Raw genomic sequence first — 15,792 nt, forward strand, 5'->3', positions numbered from 1 at the left:
GATTAGCTGGTCGGCGTGGCGGCCGGAGAGCTGTTCAAGTGGGCGTGGCTGATCGGCGAGTTCGCCGGCCGGCTCGAAAACGCCGACGAACACACCCGCGCCGACTTCGACCGATTCTTCGGCGGCTACCGCGCCGCGGACAAGACCGCCTGGTTCGCCGCGCACATCGCCGAGCGCATCGCCGCGCTGCTCGACGAGGATCGGGGCCAACCATGAGCACAACAACACCGCCACCACCGCCACTAGACGAGGAGCTGATGCGGCTGCTCAAACGGATGCGGCTGCCCTACATCCGCAACGCCGCGCCCGAGCTGCTGGCCACCGCCAAGGCGCAACGCTGGGAACCCGCCGAGGTACTCAAAGCGCTTCTGGCCGAAGAGGTCAACGGTCGAGACCGCTCCGCGCTGGCGACCCGCCGCACGCAAGCCGGGTTTCCCACCGGTGAAACCTTCGCCGCGTGGGAGCCGGCACTGTCGTCCATCCCGGCACCCATCCAGGCCGCGTTGCGCACCCTGGAATGGATCCACCGCCGAAAAAACCTGGTGGTCTGCGGGCCCTCCGGCACCGGCAAGACGTTCCTACTGGAAGCCCTCGGCCACCAAGCCGTCGAAACCGGGCTACACGTCGCGTGGTTTAGCCTCGAACAACTCGGCGCCCTGGTGCGCCGACACCGCGCCGATGACACCGTCACCAAGGCCATCGGCCGCATCCTGCGTGCTGATCTCGTCGCCGTTGATGACATCGGCCTGCTGCCGGTCGGTGCCGACGCCGCAGAAGGGCTCGACCGGCTTGTCGATGCCGCCTACGAGAAACGCTCGATCGCGTTGTCGAGCAATCTTCACCCCGCAGGATTCGACGAGCTGATGCCCAAGACGCTGGCCAGCGCCACCGTCGACCGGCTACTGCATCATGCCCACGTCTGCCAAACCAGCGGCGACAGCGTGCGGCTCACCCAAGCCATGGCCGGCAAGGGGGTGAACGCCTTGACCTAACCCGCCGGGCACGTCTGATGGCCACGACCGGGCAGATCTCGTGGCCACCAGCGGGCAGTTCTCATGACTGCCACTGGGCAGTTCCCCATGTCCCTTGACATCTCGCTATGATCTGGCGTCAACCGGCGTTCGAATAACTCTCCGGTTTCACCGTCCAACCCGCACGCGACAACCGATCGCGCGTGCACATCCAACCCAACACTCGTACGCTGACGCTTCACTGGGGCCTCCCACATCTTGTGGCTCTACCGGCCAGGACCACCCTGTCGGGCAACCCACGTTTACATGTGAGTTCCCTATCCCTTCCGGGGGACGCCTTGCGGGCGTGAAAATGGGGTCGGGTCGCCTGCCGACGCCGATGTTTCCTTGGGCGTGTGAGCCCGCATGTGAGTTTGGTGCCGGGGCCCGACCTGGAAGGGTCACGCACTGTTGCTTCGAGCACGCCGGTCAGAATTTCGGTTCCCTTGACCGAGGCCCCAGGCGACCCACCCGATATGGATGGATTCGATGGGAGGGTAACAGAAGTGGCGGCACGACGCAGGAGCAAGCAGAAGCAGGTAGTGACAGCCACGCCGCAGGAGATTCCCGACGGCGACCATGAGGTGGTGATCGAGCGGGCCGCGGCGGTCGACGTGGCCAAGGTGACCGGCACAGTGTGTGTGCGGCTGCCCGGCAAGTCCGGGAGGCGGTTTTCTCGGGTGTGGGAGGTGTCTGCACGCACCGGCGCGATCGGAGAATTGGCCCAGCAGCTGAGGCAGCAGGGTATCGAGAAGGTGACTGTCGAATCGACTTCGGACTATTGGCGGATCTGGTATTACCTGCTCGAAGACCAGGGTTTGGATGTGCAGCTGGTCAACGCCCGCGATGTCAAGAACGTGCCCGGCCGGCCTAAAACCGACAAACTCGACGCTGTCTGGCTGGCTAAGCTGACCGAGAAAGGCCTGCTGCGGCCAAGTTTCGTGCCGCCGGCGCCGATCCGGCGGCTGCGGGACTACACCCGGCTACGCGAAGACCTGACCCGGGAACGCTCGCGCTACTGGCAGCGGCTGGAAAAGCTGCTCGAGGACGCCGCGATCAAGGTGTCGGCGGTGGCCTCCACGCTGGACACCCTGTCCACTCGGGACATGATCGAGGCGCTCATCGCCGGGCAGCGCGACCCGCGCCGGCTGGCCGACCTGGCGCGGGGGCGGATGAAAACCAAGCGATCGGAGCTGATCGCCGCGCTCGACGGCCGTTTTGATGACCATCACGCCGAACTGGCGCGGATGCTGCTGGGCCAAATCGATGCACTGTGCGCCCAGATCGACACCCTGACCGCGCGCATCGAGGAGCTGATCGCCGAACTGCCCGACGATGCTGTGGCCATCGATTCCTCCGGCAGCGGCGATGGGCCCGGCACCAGCGCGGGTGCGGGCACCGACGCCGATCCTGACGCCGGCGGCAGCGATTCGGCCCCGCTCGATCCCGCCCCGGCGGCCGATGACCTGCCAGGTGTCATCGGCCGCCTTGATGAGATCCCGGGCATCGGCCAACGCGCCGCGCAGGCGATCATCGCCGAGATCGGACTGGATATGAGCAGATTTCCCACACCTGAGCATCTGGTGTCGTGGGCGCGGCTGTGCCCACGCACCATCCAGTCCGGGCCAATCACCCGCGGCGGCAAGACCGGCAAAGGCAACCCCTACCTCAAAGGCGCGCTCGGTGAGGCCGCGGTCGCGGCCGCCAAAACCGACACCTTCTTGGGCGAACGCTACCGGCGCATCGTTAAACGCCGCGGCAAACTCAAAGCCCTGGTCGCGGTCGCCCGCTCCATCCTGGTCGTCATCTGGCATCTGCTTTCCAACCCGGCCGCCCGCTTCTGCGACCTCGGCTCCGACTACCACACCAACCGCGTCGCCGTCGAACGCCGGGTACGCAACCACATCGCACAACTGACCGCGATGGGCTACCGAGTCACCCTGCAGGCCGCCGCCTAACCTAAACCGAGACCCTCAATCACATACCGCAGCAGCCGATCTCGCCTCTTAACAGCGGCGTGTCGCCCAATACCGCACTCACCAACTTGTGGTCACCTTGAGTGTTTTCCGGTCAGTGGGGCCCCAGCCCCCCATACCGTCTAAACATGATGCGTTACATGATGCGTTGTCACCCAACGCCGCACCGACGATTCTGACACTACGACCCCGTGGTCGGCGCGCAGCGCACCGGATCGTGGCGATTGTGACGCCTCGCGTCCAGTCAGTCCTTGATCCGGTCGCGATGCGGCTCGATCAGGGGCCACGTCGATGTCCGCGTGCCTGGATGTCGAGTCCGGGACACTATTCCGCGATCTACGCCGGCTACTGCTCGGCGGTCAGCGGTTTTCCGCCGGGATCGATTGCGAGGCCCGCGGTTGGCAGCCGCGCCACCCAAGGTGGGGAATTACCGGACAACCTGACAAGCAATGCGGAGAATTCCAGACGGACAATCCTTTAAACGTGGGGAATTACGTGTCCGGTGACAGTTGCGGCTGGTGATCACGCCAGCATCCAGCAACGCAGCCTCAGCCTGGCGCCCGGTCAGTCCGAACGAGGCGACATCCGGCATCATGATGTGATTGGCACTGCCTTCGGTAAACAGCCGCGCCCCACGCCGCAAGAACCCGTCGGCCAGCGTCTCGGCGATTATTGGCGGCGCTCCCCGCTGGTGTGCAGCGGCCAGGGGCCGGGGATCACGGCGCGGCGGCTCGGAAGGCGATATCGCTTACTGTGTGCGCGGCCAGGCCCGAAGCCATTTCACGCCCCGGCCCGCCCGTTTCGGCCGCAGCGGCTGCCGGGGCGCCAGCGAGGCTGGTGAGCGGGGACGCCGCAGCGGCAGGGCTAGTCGTCGGCGCCGCCGCGATCCAGCTCTGTGGCACCGACAAACCACCGATCGCGCCTGCCCGCGCCAAACTCACCGACACCCCATCAGGGCCGCCGTACAGACCCCCCAGGGTTTCCGCGGCGGCTGCCATCGGTTGCAACGGGCGCGGAGCGGCCGCGGCGGCGTGGACCGATTCCACTCCGGCCGCGATGAGCTGGCTCCGCGCCATCTGCACTATGCGGGTAGCCAAGTTGGGGGGGCCAACAGGGGGGCCAATGGAGGCCCAGATAACGTGGGGCGCGGTTTCCAGTACCGCCTCGGTCACCAGGTGTGCCGTCTGCGCGTTCGTGGCGGCAGCGGCGGAGGATTGGGCGAGCGCGGCGGCTTGGCCGGCCAGCCCCGCCGGGTTGGTGATGGGTGGTGCAGGAGTAAACGGCGTCAGCATCGAAGCGGCCGCTGACGCCTCCGCATAGCCAGACATCGCGGCAGCGTCCTGGGCCCACATCTCGGCGTAGTGCGCTTCGGTGGCCGCGATCGCCGGGGTGTTCTGACCGAAAAAGTTTGTCGCGATCAGCGTCATCAACAGGCTGCGGTTGGTCGCGATCACCGCTGGGTGCACCGTCATCGCAAACGCGACCGAAAAGGCGGCCGCAGCCGCCCTGGCCTGGATGGCCGTCTGCTCGGCCTGGGCGGCGGTGGCGTAAAGCCACGCCACATATGGGGTGGCCGCGGCCGCCATCGCCGCCGACGAGGGACCCAGCCACGGCCCGGCGGTAAGTCCCGAGACCGCCGATCCGTAAGACGCCGCCGCGGAATACAGCTCGTTGGCCAGCCTGTCCCAGGCAGTTGCCGCGGCCAACATCGACCCTGGTCCCGGACCGGCATACATCCGACCGGAGTTGATCTCCGGCGGCAGCACCGCGAAATCCATAGCCGACCCTTTCCTTAGAGCGCGACCATGCTGGTCGGCTCGATGGCCGCATACGAATCCGCGCTGATCCCCGATGCGGCGACACACAAGTCGTGAGTCGTTGCGGTTTGGGCACCGATCGTCTGGTCTAGGGCGGCGTGCGCGGCGAACCGCGTGGCGGTGCCCGCCGATACCTCATCAGCGGCTGCGGGAACACAATCGGTGGTCAGGCCCGCGTCAACCGCATTCCCGGCGCTCATCACCGAGCCGCTACCTGCCGCGTTGCCGGCCGCTAACATCACGGGCTCGGGCTGTGTGATCACAAACGGCATTTTATGTTCTCCCAACTTGACGGTAGTCGGTGTTCATAATTTTCTCGCTAGCCGCCGGCGGCCAAGCATCAGGTTCGCCCTGCCGGGCTGGACGCCCCGCGGTGGAGCCGATCGAGCGCGCATCGATGCCGATGCGCCCGCCGGGAACCAGGACGTGAAGCATCTCGGCACACGCGACGTCCACCGAGAGCTTGATCACGCAGTTGGGGATCAGCACGTCCATGGAGGCGTCAGGCGGCGGGATATCTTGTGCCCTTGCGGAATTCGACGTTGGTGACACCGGCTACGGCCCGGTTCGCCGCGGCGGGGGCCAGCATCTCCTCGGTCATGTCGATTCCGTAGGCGAACCGGGTCGGCCGACCCGACGCGCCGAGAGCAGCATGTCTGGCCGCCGGAGCCCAGGTCCGGCACCCGCTCGCCGTGCTTCGCCCAAGTATGTATCGGACTAATGTGGCCATATGGAACTACCGATGTCGGGGCGAAAGACGATTGACCTGCCCGGGCACTGGTTGCTGGCCAGATTGGGCAAACGCGTGCTGCGGCCTGGAGGCCGTGGGCTAACCGAACGGATGCTCTCCGGGGCGGGGCTGACGGGAGCCGACGTGGTCGAGCTGGCACCGGGTCTCGGCATAACCGCGATGGCGGTCTTGAACCGCAAACCCGCCAGCTATATCGCCGTCGAATTCGACGACGCCGCGGCGGCGCTGACCCGCGCGGCCGTCGGCGAACGGGGCCGCGCCATCCAGGGGGAGGCCGCCCACACCGGGTTGCCCGATGCGAGCGCAGACGTGGTGGTCGGCGAGGGGATACTGACCATGCAGACCGATGCCCACAAGCCCGAAATCGCACGCGAGGCTTACCGTGTGCTTCGCCCGGGCGGCCGCTACGCCATCCACGAGATGGTGCTGCAAGACGGAATCGACGACGACACCAAGTCCGAGGTTCGCCAGGCCCTGACACGGTCGATCAAGGCCACTGTCGATCCGCTGCGGGCCGCCGAGTGGCGGCAGCTGCTCACCGAGGCAGGTTTCCGGGTCGACACGGTGTTGTTCGCGCCGTTGCTGCTGTTGGAGCCACGCCGGGTGATCGACGATGAAGGGCTTTTGCGGGCACTGTATTTCGCATGGAATGTGGTGCGGGATCGCGATGCGCGTGAGCGTGTGCTCGACATGCGCAACACGTTCCGCAAGTACCGCGACGTCTTGACCTCGATCGCGATCGTCGCGACGAGGGTCTAGCCGGGCCTGCGGCCGCTGCCACCATTTCATCGGTTGCGGCCGGTGTCTGCGCAGCGCTGCGAGACCGCGCCCGCCGTTTGCGCACCCACGCAACCGGTAACGGGCGTGCTCGCCGTGTTTCAGCGTGGCCAGCGTCTCATCGAGTGATTCGACCAAGCGGGTCAACGCATTCCAGTGCTGCGCTGATCCGAGCTAGCCGGGTGGGCCCGAAGAATTGCTCGATATCTCACCGCCGCAGGCCCGGTGCGACAGGGCGGTCGACTGGAAAAAGAGCGTATTCCGCGGTCGCGAACGCTGCTGGCGAAAAGGCGAGCAAACCACTGCGGCACGGTGACCTGCTGGTTGCGCTGAAGCGAGCCGTATTACGTTGGACGGCAACATAGTTGGTGTCCATGCTGACGTATGCGGTAGGTCTGCTCGCGCTGATTGGTCCTCAGGGTGGCGGATTCAGTCCTTGGAGGATGCAGCCGGTTTGACCGCGCGGATGATCGCGCCGTGCATTCCGTCGGCCACCTGGTGGGTATAGGTGACCGAGGCGTCGGTGAATCCGGCGGCGGCCAGCCCGTCGAGGTATTCCTGCTTGGACAGGGCGCCGGCGATGCAGCCGACATAAGAGCCGCGCTCGGCGCGCTCGGCGGCGCCGAGCCGGTCCTCGGCGACGACGTCATCGATGCCGATGCGCCCGCCGGGAACCAGAACGCGAAACATCTCGGCGAACACGGTGGGCTTGTCCACCGACAGGTTGATCACGCAGTTGGAGATCACCACGTCCACGGAGGCGTCGGGCAGCGGGATGTCTTCGATGGTGCCCTTGCGGAATTCGACATTAGTGACGCCGGCTTTGGCCTTGTTCTCCTCGGCAAGGGCCAGCATCTCGTCGGTCATGTCGATTCCGTAGGCGAACCCGGTCGGCCCGACCCGACGCGCCGAGAGCAGCACGTCGATCCCACCGCCGGAGCCTAGGTCCAGCACCCGTTCGCCCGGGTGCAGCTCGGCGACCGCGACGGGGTTGCCGCAACCCAGGCTGGCCGCGAGGGCTTCGGCGGGTAGCTCGGAGTGCTCGTCAGCGCCGTAGAGCCCGGCGCCGAAGATGGTGCCGACCTCGGCGGCGTCGCTCGACCCGCAGCAACTGGCCGCGGTGAGCACATCGCTATTGGTGGCGCCACCGGTTATCGCGGTGGCGGCCGCGGCGTAGCGCTCCCGGACCTGTTCGCGCAGCTCGGTGTTTTTGGTGGTCATCGAACCTCTCATTTCATCGATGATTGTCTATATGACAAGAATGCACCAAGCATCGATATTTGTCAATTCATCTGCCAGACTGGTGCCATGACTCGTGACAGCACCATCAGCGCCGGCACGCCACCGGTCGCCGACTGGGCGGTGTGCTGCCCCCCGATCACCAGCGGTGTGCTCGATGGCGCTGCCGTCGAAAGGCTGGCCGGGGTGCTCAGGGCGCTGGGGGAGCCGACCCGGCTGCGGCTGGTGTCGTTGATCGCTGCCCAGCAGGGCGCCGAAGCGTGTGTCTGCGAGCTGACCGGCCCGGTGGGGCTGTCGCAGCCCACCGTCTCCCACCACCTGAAGGTGCTCGTCGAGGCCGGGCTGCTGGAGCGGGAGCAACGCGGCAAGTGGGCCTACTACCGTCTCGTGCCCGGAGTGTTGGATGTCCTGGCCGGCGTGTTGGCCAGCGCCGGTCGCGGCAGCTGAGGCCTGGCCGCTTCCTAGCTCGTGCCCGGGGGCGCGGGGCGTGCCGGACGGGCACTGCAGCCGGCGTCGGGTTTAACCGCCCGGGTGAGCGGCCGGTTTGGTGGCACGGATGATTGCGTGGTGTATTCCGTCGACGCGTTCCCGGGTGAAGGTGACCGACGCATCGGTGAAGCCGGCCGCGGCCAGCGCGTCGAGGTATTCCTGCCTGGACAGAGTCCCGGCGATGCAGCGAGCGTGCGTGCCGCGTTCGGCGCGGTCCTGCGGTGTAAGACGGTCTTCGGCGACGGTGTCAGATATCGCGATCCGCCCACCGGGAACCAAGACGCGAAACATCTCGGCAAACACGGCCGGCTTGTTGAGCGACAGGTTAATCGTGCAGTTGGAGATCACCACATCGACTGAGGCGTCGGGCATGGGGACGTCCTCGATGGCGCCCTTGCGGAATTCGACGTTGGTGACGCCGGCTTTGGCTTTGTTCGCCTCGGCCAGGGCGACCATCTCATCGACCATGTCGATTCCATAGACGAACCCGTTCGGGCCGACCCGGCGGGCCGCCAGCAGCGCGTCCATCCCGCCGCCAGAGCCCAGGTCCAGTACCCGTTCACTCGGGCGCAACTCGGCGACCGCGGTCGGGTTGCCGGTGCCCATGCTCGCCTCAACCGCCTCGACGGGCAGCCCGGCTTGCTCGTCGGCGCTGTAGAGGACCGCGGCATCGACCGAGCCCCGCGGGCCGTGGTGGTTTTCCGCGGCCAGGGCGTCCCTCTTGCTGCGGCCGGCGGCCACCGCGCTTGCCACCGCGGCGTAGTGGGCCCGAACTTCCTCTTGCAACTCGCGATTTTCGGCCATCGGCCCTCCCATCGATAGGTAACTATCCGATAAGTTCGCACTGCGGTGCGGTCACCTCGAGCGACCGGACGTCACGAACGCCCCCGGTCAATTGGTGGGCCCGCGGTATTGGCGCACCCAGTCGTGGGCCGCAATTTGTGTTGCGTCCCATGGTGAGCCCAGCGGTGGGGTGTAGGAAAGATCAAGGTCGCCGATGGCGTCGACCGTCAGGGCGTTAAAGATGGCGGTGGCGAAGATGTCGACGCGCTTGGCGATCTCGGCGCTGCGGTGTCCGACGAGCTGAGCCCCCAGCAGCATGCCGGTGCGCGCGTCGCCGGTGATGCGGATGTGGATGGGGGTGGCGCCCGGGTAATAGGCCTTGTGGTCATCGGGACTGCTGGCGCTGGTGGCCGGCGCCCAACCGCGATCCGCCGCACGGGCCTCGTGGTCGCGCAGTCCGGTGCGCGCCGCCACCAGGTCGAACACCTTGACCACTTGGGTGCCCAGGCTCCCGGCGAAGCGCGCCTCACCGCCGACGGCGTTTTCGCCGGCGACCCGGCCCTGTTTGTGGGCGGTGGTGCCCAACGGCAACCAGGTCAGTCCCAACAGGCGGTGGTGGGTGTGTACGCAATCACCGGCGGCGAAAACATCCGGCACATTGGTGCGCATGGCCTCATCGACCGCGATGGCGCCCTTGACGCCGCAGTGCACCCCAGCGTTGGCGGCCAGGTCGGCATCGGGCCGCACCCCGACCACGACCAAAATGAACTCTACTGTGCGGGTGATGATTTGGTCATCGTGACGCGCGGTGACGGTGAGCGCCCCGGTGTCGGCTCGGGTGATCGCGGTGACCGTGGTGTTGGTGAGCACCTCGACCCCGTGGCGCTCGAGCTCAGCGCGGATGAGGGCGCCAAGTTGGGCGTCGACGGTGGGCAGCACCTCGGGAAGGGCTTCGATCTGGGTGACCGCGATGCCGCGCATGGTGAGCGCTTCGGCCATCTCCAGCCCGATATAGCCGGCCCCGATAATGGCTGCTGTCTTCGGGTTTCGGGCGGCCAGCGACTCCATGACAGTGACGGTGTCGCCCATCGAGTGCAGCAGGTGCACCCCGTCTTGCGGACCGAGTCGCCCGGAGCCGGTGAGTCCGCTGATGGGTGGGCGCGCGCTGGTGGCACCGGTGCCGATGATCAAGGCGTCGTAGGGCAACCGGCCCGGTTTGCCGGCGGCATCCAGGATCTCGAGAGTGTGGGCGTCGGGGTCGATACGGGTGGCGCGGGTGTTGGTGAGCACTCGCATGCCGGTGGCCGCCAGCTCGGCGCCGGTGCGATGCGCCAGGTTGCTCCAGTGGGTGACCTCCCCAGAGACATAGTAGGGAATGCCGCAGATCGAGAAGTTGGGGTAGACGTCAGCGACCACCACCGTCACCGCGCTCGTGGGGTCTAGTTCGCGGGCGCGCAGGGCCGCACTGATGCCGGCGTCGCTGCCGCCGACGGCGATGATATGACGGTTTGCCATGAGCGGTCTTCCTCAGCGGTAGGCCGGCCCGCGGTGGGTGGCGCTGCGCTTGGTCTCTTGCGGCCAAGCCAGCCGGCGTTGCAGCCACAGGGCCACGTAGACCAGGCCGAGCAGCACCGGGACCTCGATCAGCGGGCCGACGACCCCGGCCAGGGCCTGGCCGGATGTGGCACCGAATACGCCGATAGCGACCGCGATAGCGAGCTCGAAGTCGTTGCTGGCGGCGGAAAACGCCAGCGCCGCAGCGCGCGGATACGGCAGGCGCAGCCAGCGGGCGACGGCGAGCCCGCCGGCCCACATCACGGCGAAGTAGGCCAGCAGCGGCAGCGCTATCCGGGCCACATTCACCGGTTGAGAGGTAATCGTCTTGCCCTGCAGCGCAAACAGCACCACCACGGTGAACAACAGCCCATAGAGGGCGAGTGGCCCAATGCGCGGTAGCAGCCGGTCCTCATACCATTGCTGGCCGCGGGCGCGTTCCCCGAGTGTCCTGGTGAGGAATCCGGCGACCAGCGGGATGCCCAGGAACACCACAACGGTGACGGCGATGCCGGCGAAGGAGACGCGCAGGCTCTGGGTGGGCAGGCCGAGCCAGCCGGGCAGCACGTTGAGGTAGAACACCCCGAGCGCGGCGTAGGCCAGCACCTGGAAGATGGCGTTGAGGGCGACCAGCACGGCGGCCATCTCCCGGTCACCGCAGGCCAAGTCGGTCCAGATGAGCACCATGGCGATGCAGCGGGCCAGCCCGACCAGGATGACGCCGGTGCGGTAGGCGGGCAGGTCGGGCAGCAGCAGCCAGGCCAGGGTGAACATCACCGCCGGGCCGATGACCCAGTTGAGGATCAGCGACGCGGTGATCATGCGGCGATCCGCCGTGATCCGCCCGACCTCCCGGTAGCGGACCTTAGCCAGCACCGGGTACATCATCAGCAGCAGCCCGATGGCGATCGGCAGGCTGGTGCCGTGGATCGACACCGCGTCCAGCCCGCTGGCCAGACCGGGAGTCCAGCGCCCCAAGAGCAGCCCGGCCGCCATGGCCAGCCCGATCCACAACGGCAGGAAACGGTCCACGGTCGACAGCCGGTCCGCGACATGGGCGCTGGCCGGCGAGCTGGGGAGGGGCTGGGCGGGGTAGTCGCTCATCTAGTCAAAACCCTTCTCTTCGTCGGACGAGGTTTGCTGCGCTGGAGTGGCGAGACTGCTGCCCGGGAACCCCGGCCGTCGGGCCGCCGCGCCAGCCCGCCAAGGTTCACCGGGCGGCTCCGTGGAGGCTTTCGGCATGAACATGAAGGAGAGTGGAAAGCTGTTGCAGCGCTTCGGGGACTACCCGGTAGTACACCCACGAGCCGCGGCGTTCGCTGGTAAGCAACCCCGCGGTCTTGAGCGTCTTCAAGTGATGTGAAATGGTGGGCTGGCTTACTGCAACACCAGCGGAGAGCTCGCAAACGCACACCTCGCCGCCGCGGTGGCTGGCCACAAAGCTCAACAGCCGCAGACGCACCGGATCCGATAATGCTTTCAGCTTGCCGGCCAGCTCGCTGGCTGCCTCGGGGGAGAGCGGCGCACGCGTCAACGGCGCAACCTCGCAGCCCGAGACAGTGGTAAGCACGTCATCGGTGGTCAACACATATCTATATTGACATAAATCAAATCAGTGCCAGCCAACACCGTGTGAACAGCACGTGAATAGCGGTGCCGGGGGTCTTCGGCGGCCAGGCGGTGATAACGTCGCCGTCGCTATCGCCCGCTCGCGGTGGACGTCCCGCGCATCAGCGTGCCCAACCGGGCAAGGGGCAGCGTGCCCAACCGGGCAAGGGGCAGCGGGCAAGGGGCAGTGGGCGGCGCGGGCTAAAGCGTGTCGAGCAACTGGCTGCGGTCGAGTCGTCGAAGTAGTAAAGCGATTTGGCTGAGGTAGGGGAAGCCTTCGTGGGCGGCCAGGGTGGTTTCGTAGTGGCGGTCGATGCGGCGGCAGTGGTTGATCCAGCCGTTGGTGCGTTCGACTACCCAGCGTGGGGGCTGGACGATGAACCCGTGGCCGGGTTTCGGCCCGGACACCACGTCCACGGTGACACCGGCCTTGGCTGCTGCGGTGGTGACGGCCTGCCCGGTGTAGCCGTTGTCCACCCACACGTGGCTGATGGTGGGGGCGACCCGCTTGGCCTTACCCAGCAGCGTGGGGAATGCTGCCCGGTCGGTCACGTCGGCTGCGGTGACGACAGCGGCGACCAGCACAGCGGTGGTGTCGACGAGCACGTGGCGTTTGACGCCGTCGACTTTCTTGGCGCCGTCGAAGCTGCGCGGCCCGGCCATCGGGGACGCTTTGAGGCTGGAGGAATCAACGACGGCCGCGGTGGGCCGGCGGTGCCGCCCCGATCGGGCGCGGACCTCGCCGCGGACCGTGGTGAGGATTCGCGCCCAGGTGCCGTCGCGGCACCAGCGTAGGAAGTGTTTGTGCGCGGCCGACCAGGACGCGGTGACGTCGTGCGGCAGGTGCCGCCACGCGCACCCGGCGCGCAGCACATACAGGCAGGCGTCGAGGTGCTCGCGCCACCGCTGCGGTGGGCAGGGCCGAGCGCCTTTGGGATGTTTCGGGACGAGGAAGCCGGCGATGCGCGCCCACGCGGTATCAGACACATCGGAGCGGTACCGGCGCCGCCCGGGCAGGTTGGGGTGACAGGAGCGTCGATGGTGATCCGATGCTCCGACACGTCGTCGCTGGCCAGGGCGCTTGTCGGTGTGGTGTGCGACGCTGATCGGCGATGAGCCGCCACACCACATTCCGATTTCGTCTCGACCCCACCGTCGAGCAGTGTGAGGTGCTGGCCCGCCACGCCGGGGCGTCGCGGTTCGCGTTCAACCAGTGCCTACGGATCGTCAAGCCTGCTCTCACGCGACGTCGCGCCGATCGGCGCGTTGATGTGCCCTGGGCGGGGTTTGATCTGATCAACACCTTCAACGCGGGGAAGAAAACCAAGGACGCCGGGCGGGTGTTCGCTGTCGATGCCCACGGCGCCGCCGAGGTGGTGGTGACCGGTTTGTGCTGGCGGAGCCAGGTGTGCCAGCAGGTGTTCGAGGAAGCCGCTGTAGACCTCGGCAAAGGGCTGAAAGCCTGGTCGGATTCACGCTGCGGTAAGCGCAAAGGCCGCCGGGTCGGGTTCCCGCGGTTTAAGAAAAAGGCCGGCGACATCCCGTCGTTTCGGCTGCGCAACAAGCACCCCAAAGGCAAACCTGAGGCGATCCGCATCGGCGACAACGACCGGCCCCGCTCGCTCACGCTGCCCGGTAGTGGTGCTGTCGCGGTGCGTGAGGACACCCGCCGCCTGCGGCGCATGATCGCCAAACAGCGAGCGACAATCTTGTTCGCGACCATCAGCCATCACGGGGGCAGGTGGTGGTGTGCGTTGAATGTCGAGGCCGCCGACGTGCACCCCGCCCATCAGCACCCGGCCCGCACCGACGATGCCGGCGACTGGGTGGGGGTGGATCGCGGCCTGTCGGCGTTTGTGGTCGCCGCCACCGCCGAGGGCGCCGAGGTCGCCCGTATCAGTGACGCGCCCAAGGCGCTGGCCACCGGCATCGCTCATCAGCGGCGGTTGTCGAAATCGTTGTCACGCAAGAAGAAAGGATCACGCAACCGCACCGATGCCGCCGCCCGGTTGGGCCGGCGTCATCACCGTGTGGCAGGCGTGCGCCGCCATTTCCTGCACCAGGTATCCGGCGAGCTGGTCAAGACCCACGACCAGATCGTCATCGAAAACCTCAACGTGACCGGAATGCTGGCCGACCATCGGCTGGCCCGCGCGATCTGCGATGCCGGCTGGTCAGAGTTCGCCCGGATGCCGTGCTACAAGCAGGCGTGGCGCGGCGGGCAGCTCATCGAGGCCGACCGCTGGTATCCCTCGACCCGGCTGTGCCCGCGATGCGGGGCGGTCACCACCGAGCTGGCCCTGGCCGATCGGGTGTTCAGCTGTGGGTGCGGGCATACCGGCGCCCCAGACACCAACGCCGCGACAAATCTGGCCCGCTGGGGCCAGGCCCATCATGACCCAAACCGATCCCCGGACCCCCAAGCAGCAGGCCGGGCCACCAATGCCCGCCGACGGGACGGCGCTGGCCAACACCCACGTGTTGGTGAAACCAGCCCGGATGACGCGGGAACCGACCTTCACGCCGCACCAGCGGCCTGAACCGACGACGCCCGAGAAGGGCGGTGCCGAACACTTAACAGAGTTGTTCGACACGCTTTAGCTAGCTTAGGCGTCCTCGCCGTGAATATTGAGTCAAGTATGGCGAACGAGTCGCGAATGCTCAGGCGGCGTGTAGGGCCTGTCGGGTGAGTTCGTCGATGGCGGCTTGATATGCGCGGGAGGCGTTGTGCAGCTTGGATTTTCGCGGTGGGCTGGGGTCGCTGACCTGGGCGAGTCCGGCGCGCAGCAGGTGGTCGTGGACGCGGGTGAATAAGAATGCGTGTTGCAGTCCGGTTGCGGTGACGGTGTAGCGGCGGGTGTGGGGGACGCGTTGGATGAGGCCGTGGGCGCGCAGGCGTCGCAGGTCGTAGGTCATCTGGCCGGCGGTGATGTGTTCGGCGGTCTTGCCGAGCAGGGGCGCGATCAGGGTGCGCAGGTCACGGCTGGTGAAGCCGTGGACCAGGAGCCGGTGGACGAGCAAAACCTGCAGCAGGGCGTGTACTCGGATGTCACCGAAACGCAGCCCGGGTATGCGGGTACCGGAGTCGGTGAAGACTGGTGTGGTCAGGTCGGTGAATGTTTTGGCGCCGCGGATCGGGTCGTGGCTGATGGTTTGGACGCCCAAAAGGCGCCGGTTGGCCGAAAAGCCGAGCTGCCGCAGGTCGGGCAGGCTGGTCAGCCGTTTGGTGACACCGAAGTCGTGGGGGTTGTTGATGGTGGTCTCAGTGCGCAGCGCCCTCCCTTGTTTGTAGTACTGCTTGATTTTGGCGTTCTTGTAGTCGACGTGCAGTGACGGGATGACGCCGTTGGTGATCACCCGGGTGCGGAACCGGCCCGGGGTCTTGTGTTTTCCGGTGCGCACAATGCGGCGGTGGAATATCAACGCGACGTTGTCCGGGCGGCCGATGTCGAGGTTGTCGCGGATGACTTGCTCGAAGAAGATCCGGCCCGACACCGGCGCGTCCAACATCTGGGTCAGCGAGAACTCGGCCTGCAGGATCGACAGCTCGTAGCGATAGCCGGCCGCTTCATCCTCGCCGGTGAACGGGTTGGGCAGAATGCGCAGCCACTTGCGCAGCAGCGCGTCGATCTGCTCGGGTCCCAGGCTGTCGCAGATCGCCTGCACGGCCGTCACATCATCGACCGCGGCGAACCCATTGTCGAGCGCTTCGAACCCGATGCCGGCCTTCGCCGCCTGGCGTTTGGGGAAATCCCCCGAAAGTGTGGAGGCATGCACTATGAGGTAAG

General features: G+C 66.9%; 16 protein-coding genes and 2 pseudogenes. 6 read left to right on the forward strand and 12 right to left on the reverse strand.

Annotation, left to right across the window (positions count from 1 at the left end; translation table 11 throughout):
- Window positions 1–15 precede the first annotated feature (15 nt).
- Both MSM1_RS16745 and MSM1_RS16750 read left to right on the forward strand, forming a co-directional pair.
- On the forward strand, window positions 16–216 hold the full coding sequence (locus MSM1_RS16745; protein ID WP_236056819.1) for a hypothetical protein: 201 nt from the start codon (window positions 16–18) through the stop codon (window positions 214–216).
- A complete protein-coding gene (locus MSM1_RS16750; protein ID WP_213444665.1) occupies window positions 213–992 on the forward strand; it encodes an ATP-binding protein in 780 nt (259 codons plus the stop codon). The genes MSM1_RS16745 and MSM1_RS16750 overlap by 4 nt, the downstream gene beginning before the upstream one ends.
- Window positions 993–1,095: 103 nt before the next feature.
- Here the strand turns inward: MSM1_RS16750 and MSM1_RS22055 are convergent.
- Window positions 1,096–1,228, reverse strand: a pseudogene (locus MSM1_RS22055) (IS110 family transposase); the annotation flags it as partial.
- Between the two features lie 324 nt (window positions 1,229–1,552).
- Here MSM1_RS22055 and MSM1_RS16755 point away from each other — a divergent pair.
- Window positions 1,553–2,968 (forward strand): IS110 family transposase, encoded by a 1,416-nt coding sequence (locus MSM1_RS16755; protein WP_213440246.1) that lies wholly within the window; start codon window positions 1,553–1,555, stop codon window positions 2,966–2,968.
- Between the two features lie 526 nt (window positions 2,969–3,494).
- On the opposite strand, the pseudogene MSM1_RS22060 reads toward MSM1_RS16755, so the two are convergent.
- The 4 genes and pseudogenes from MSM1_RS22060 to MSM1_RS22065 all read right to left on the reverse strand — a co-directional run.
- Window positions 3,495–3,653 (reverse strand): annotated as a pseudogene (locus tag MSM1_RS22060) (glycine hydroxymethyltransferase); the annotation flags it as partial.
- Between the two features lie 49 nt (window positions 3,654–3,702).
- Window positions 3,703–4,764: a PPE family protein gene (locus MSM1_RS16765; protein ID WP_213444667.1), complete on the reverse strand. Its 1,062-nt coding sequence runs from the start codon at window positions 4,762–4,764 to the stop codon at window positions 3,703–3,705.
- Between the two features lie 14 nt (window positions 4,765–4,778).
- The gene (locus MSM1_RS16770) at window positions 4,779–5,075 is read right to left on the reverse strand and encodes a PE family protein (RefSeq protein WP_213444670.1); all 297 of its coding nucleotides are present in this window, start codon (window positions 5,073–5,075) and stop codon (window positions 4,779–4,781) included.
- A gap of 1 nt (window position 5,076) precedes the next feature.
- Window positions 5,077–5,298: a hypothetical protein gene (locus tag MSM1_RS22065; RefSeq protein WP_236056821.1), complete on the reverse strand. Its 222-nt coding sequence runs from the start codon at window positions 5,296–5,298 to the stop codon at window positions 5,077–5,079.
- A 247-nt stretch (window positions 5,299–5,545) separates the two neighbouring features.
- Here MSM1_RS22065 and MSM1_RS16780 point away from each other — a divergent pair, with 247 nt between their 5' ends.
- Window positions 5,546–6,313, forward strand: a complete 768-nt coding sequence (locus tag MSM1_RS16780; RefSeq protein WP_236056824.1) for a methyltransferase domain-containing protein — start codon at window positions 5,546–5,548, stop codon at window positions 6,311–6,313.
- A 447-nt stretch (window positions 6,314–6,760) separates the two neighbouring features.
- Here MSM1_RS16780 and arsM read toward each other — a convergent pair whose 3' ends face one another.
- Window positions 6,761–7,552, reverse strand: coding sequence for an arsenite methyltransferase (gene arsM / locus MSM1_RS16785; protein WP_213444674.1), 792 nt, complete (start codon window positions 7,550–7,552; stop codon window positions 6,761–6,763).
- 87 nt (window positions 7,553–7,639) lie between these two features.
- On the opposite strand from arsM, the gene MSM1_RS16790 reads away from it, so the two are divergent.
- Window positions 7,640–8,017, forward strand: coding sequence for a helix-turn-helix transcriptional regulator (locus MSM1_RS16790; protein ID WP_213444676.1), 378 nt, complete (start codon window positions 7,640–7,642; stop codon window positions 8,015–8,017).
- Window positions 8,018–8,089: 72 nt separating this feature from the next.
- Here the strand turns inward: MSM1_RS16790 and MSM1_RS16795 are convergent, their stop codons facing one another.
- From MSM1_RS16795 to MSM1_RS16815, 5 genes are all read right to left on the reverse strand, one after another.
- The gene (locus MSM1_RS16795; RefSeq protein WP_236056827.1) at window positions 8,090–8,863 is read right to left on the reverse strand and encodes a methyltransferase domain-containing protein; all 774 of its coding nucleotides are present in this window, start codon (window positions 8,861–8,863) and stop codon (window positions 8,090–8,092) included.
- Window positions 8,864–8,950: 87 nt separating this feature from the next.
- Entirely contained in the window at window positions 8,951–10,357 is a 1,407-nt protein-coding gene (locus MSM1_RS16800; RefSeq protein WP_213444681.1) for an FAD-dependent oxidoreductase, read from the reverse strand.
- Window positions 10,358–10,369: 12 nt separating this feature from the next.
- The gene (gene arsB, locus MSM1_RS16805; RefSeq protein WP_213444683.1) at window positions 10,370–11,500 is read right to left on the reverse strand and encodes an ACR3 family arsenite efflux transporter; all 1,131 of its coding nucleotides are present in this window, start codon (window positions 11,498–11,500) and stop codon (window positions 10,370–10,372) included.
- A 106-nt stretch (window positions 11,501–11,606) separates the two neighbouring features.
- A complete protein-coding gene (locus tag MSM1_RS16810; RefSeq protein ID WP_236056982.1) occupies window positions 11,607–11,981 on the reverse strand; it encodes a helix-turn-helix transcriptional regulator in 375 nt (124 codons plus the stop codon).
- Between the two features lie 224 nt (window positions 11,982–12,205).
- Window positions 12,206–12,991: an IS5 family transposase gene (locus MSM1_RS16815; protein WP_213444686.1), complete on the reverse strand. Its 786-nt coding sequence runs from the start codon at window positions 12,989–12,991 to the stop codon at window positions 12,206–12,208.
- Between the two features lie 125 nt (window positions 12,992–13,116).
- Here MSM1_RS16815 and MSM1_RS16820 point away from each other — a divergent pair, with 125 nt between their 5' ends.
- Complete coding sequence (locus tag MSM1_RS16820) at window positions 13,117–14,544, forward strand: RNA-guided endonuclease TnpB family protein (protein WP_213444688.1); 1,428 nt, start codon at window positions 13,117–13,119, stop codon at window positions 14,542–14,544.
- Window positions 14,545–14,665: 121 nt separating this feature from the next.
- On the opposite strand, the gene MSM1_RS16825 is transcribed toward MSM1_RS16820, so the two are convergent.
- The gene (locus tag MSM1_RS16825; RefSeq protein ID WP_213444690.1) at window positions 14,666–15,781 is read right to left on the reverse strand and encodes a hypothetical protein; all 1,116 of its coding nucleotides are present in this window, start codon (window positions 15,779–15,781) and stop codon (window positions 14,666–14,668) included.
- Window positions 15,782–15,792 lie beyond the last annotated feature (11 nt).

The organism is Mycobacterium sp. SM1 (assembly GCF_018361265.1).
Lineage (GTDB): Bacteria > Actinomycetota > Actinomycetes > Mycobacteriales > Mycobacteriaceae > Mycobacterium.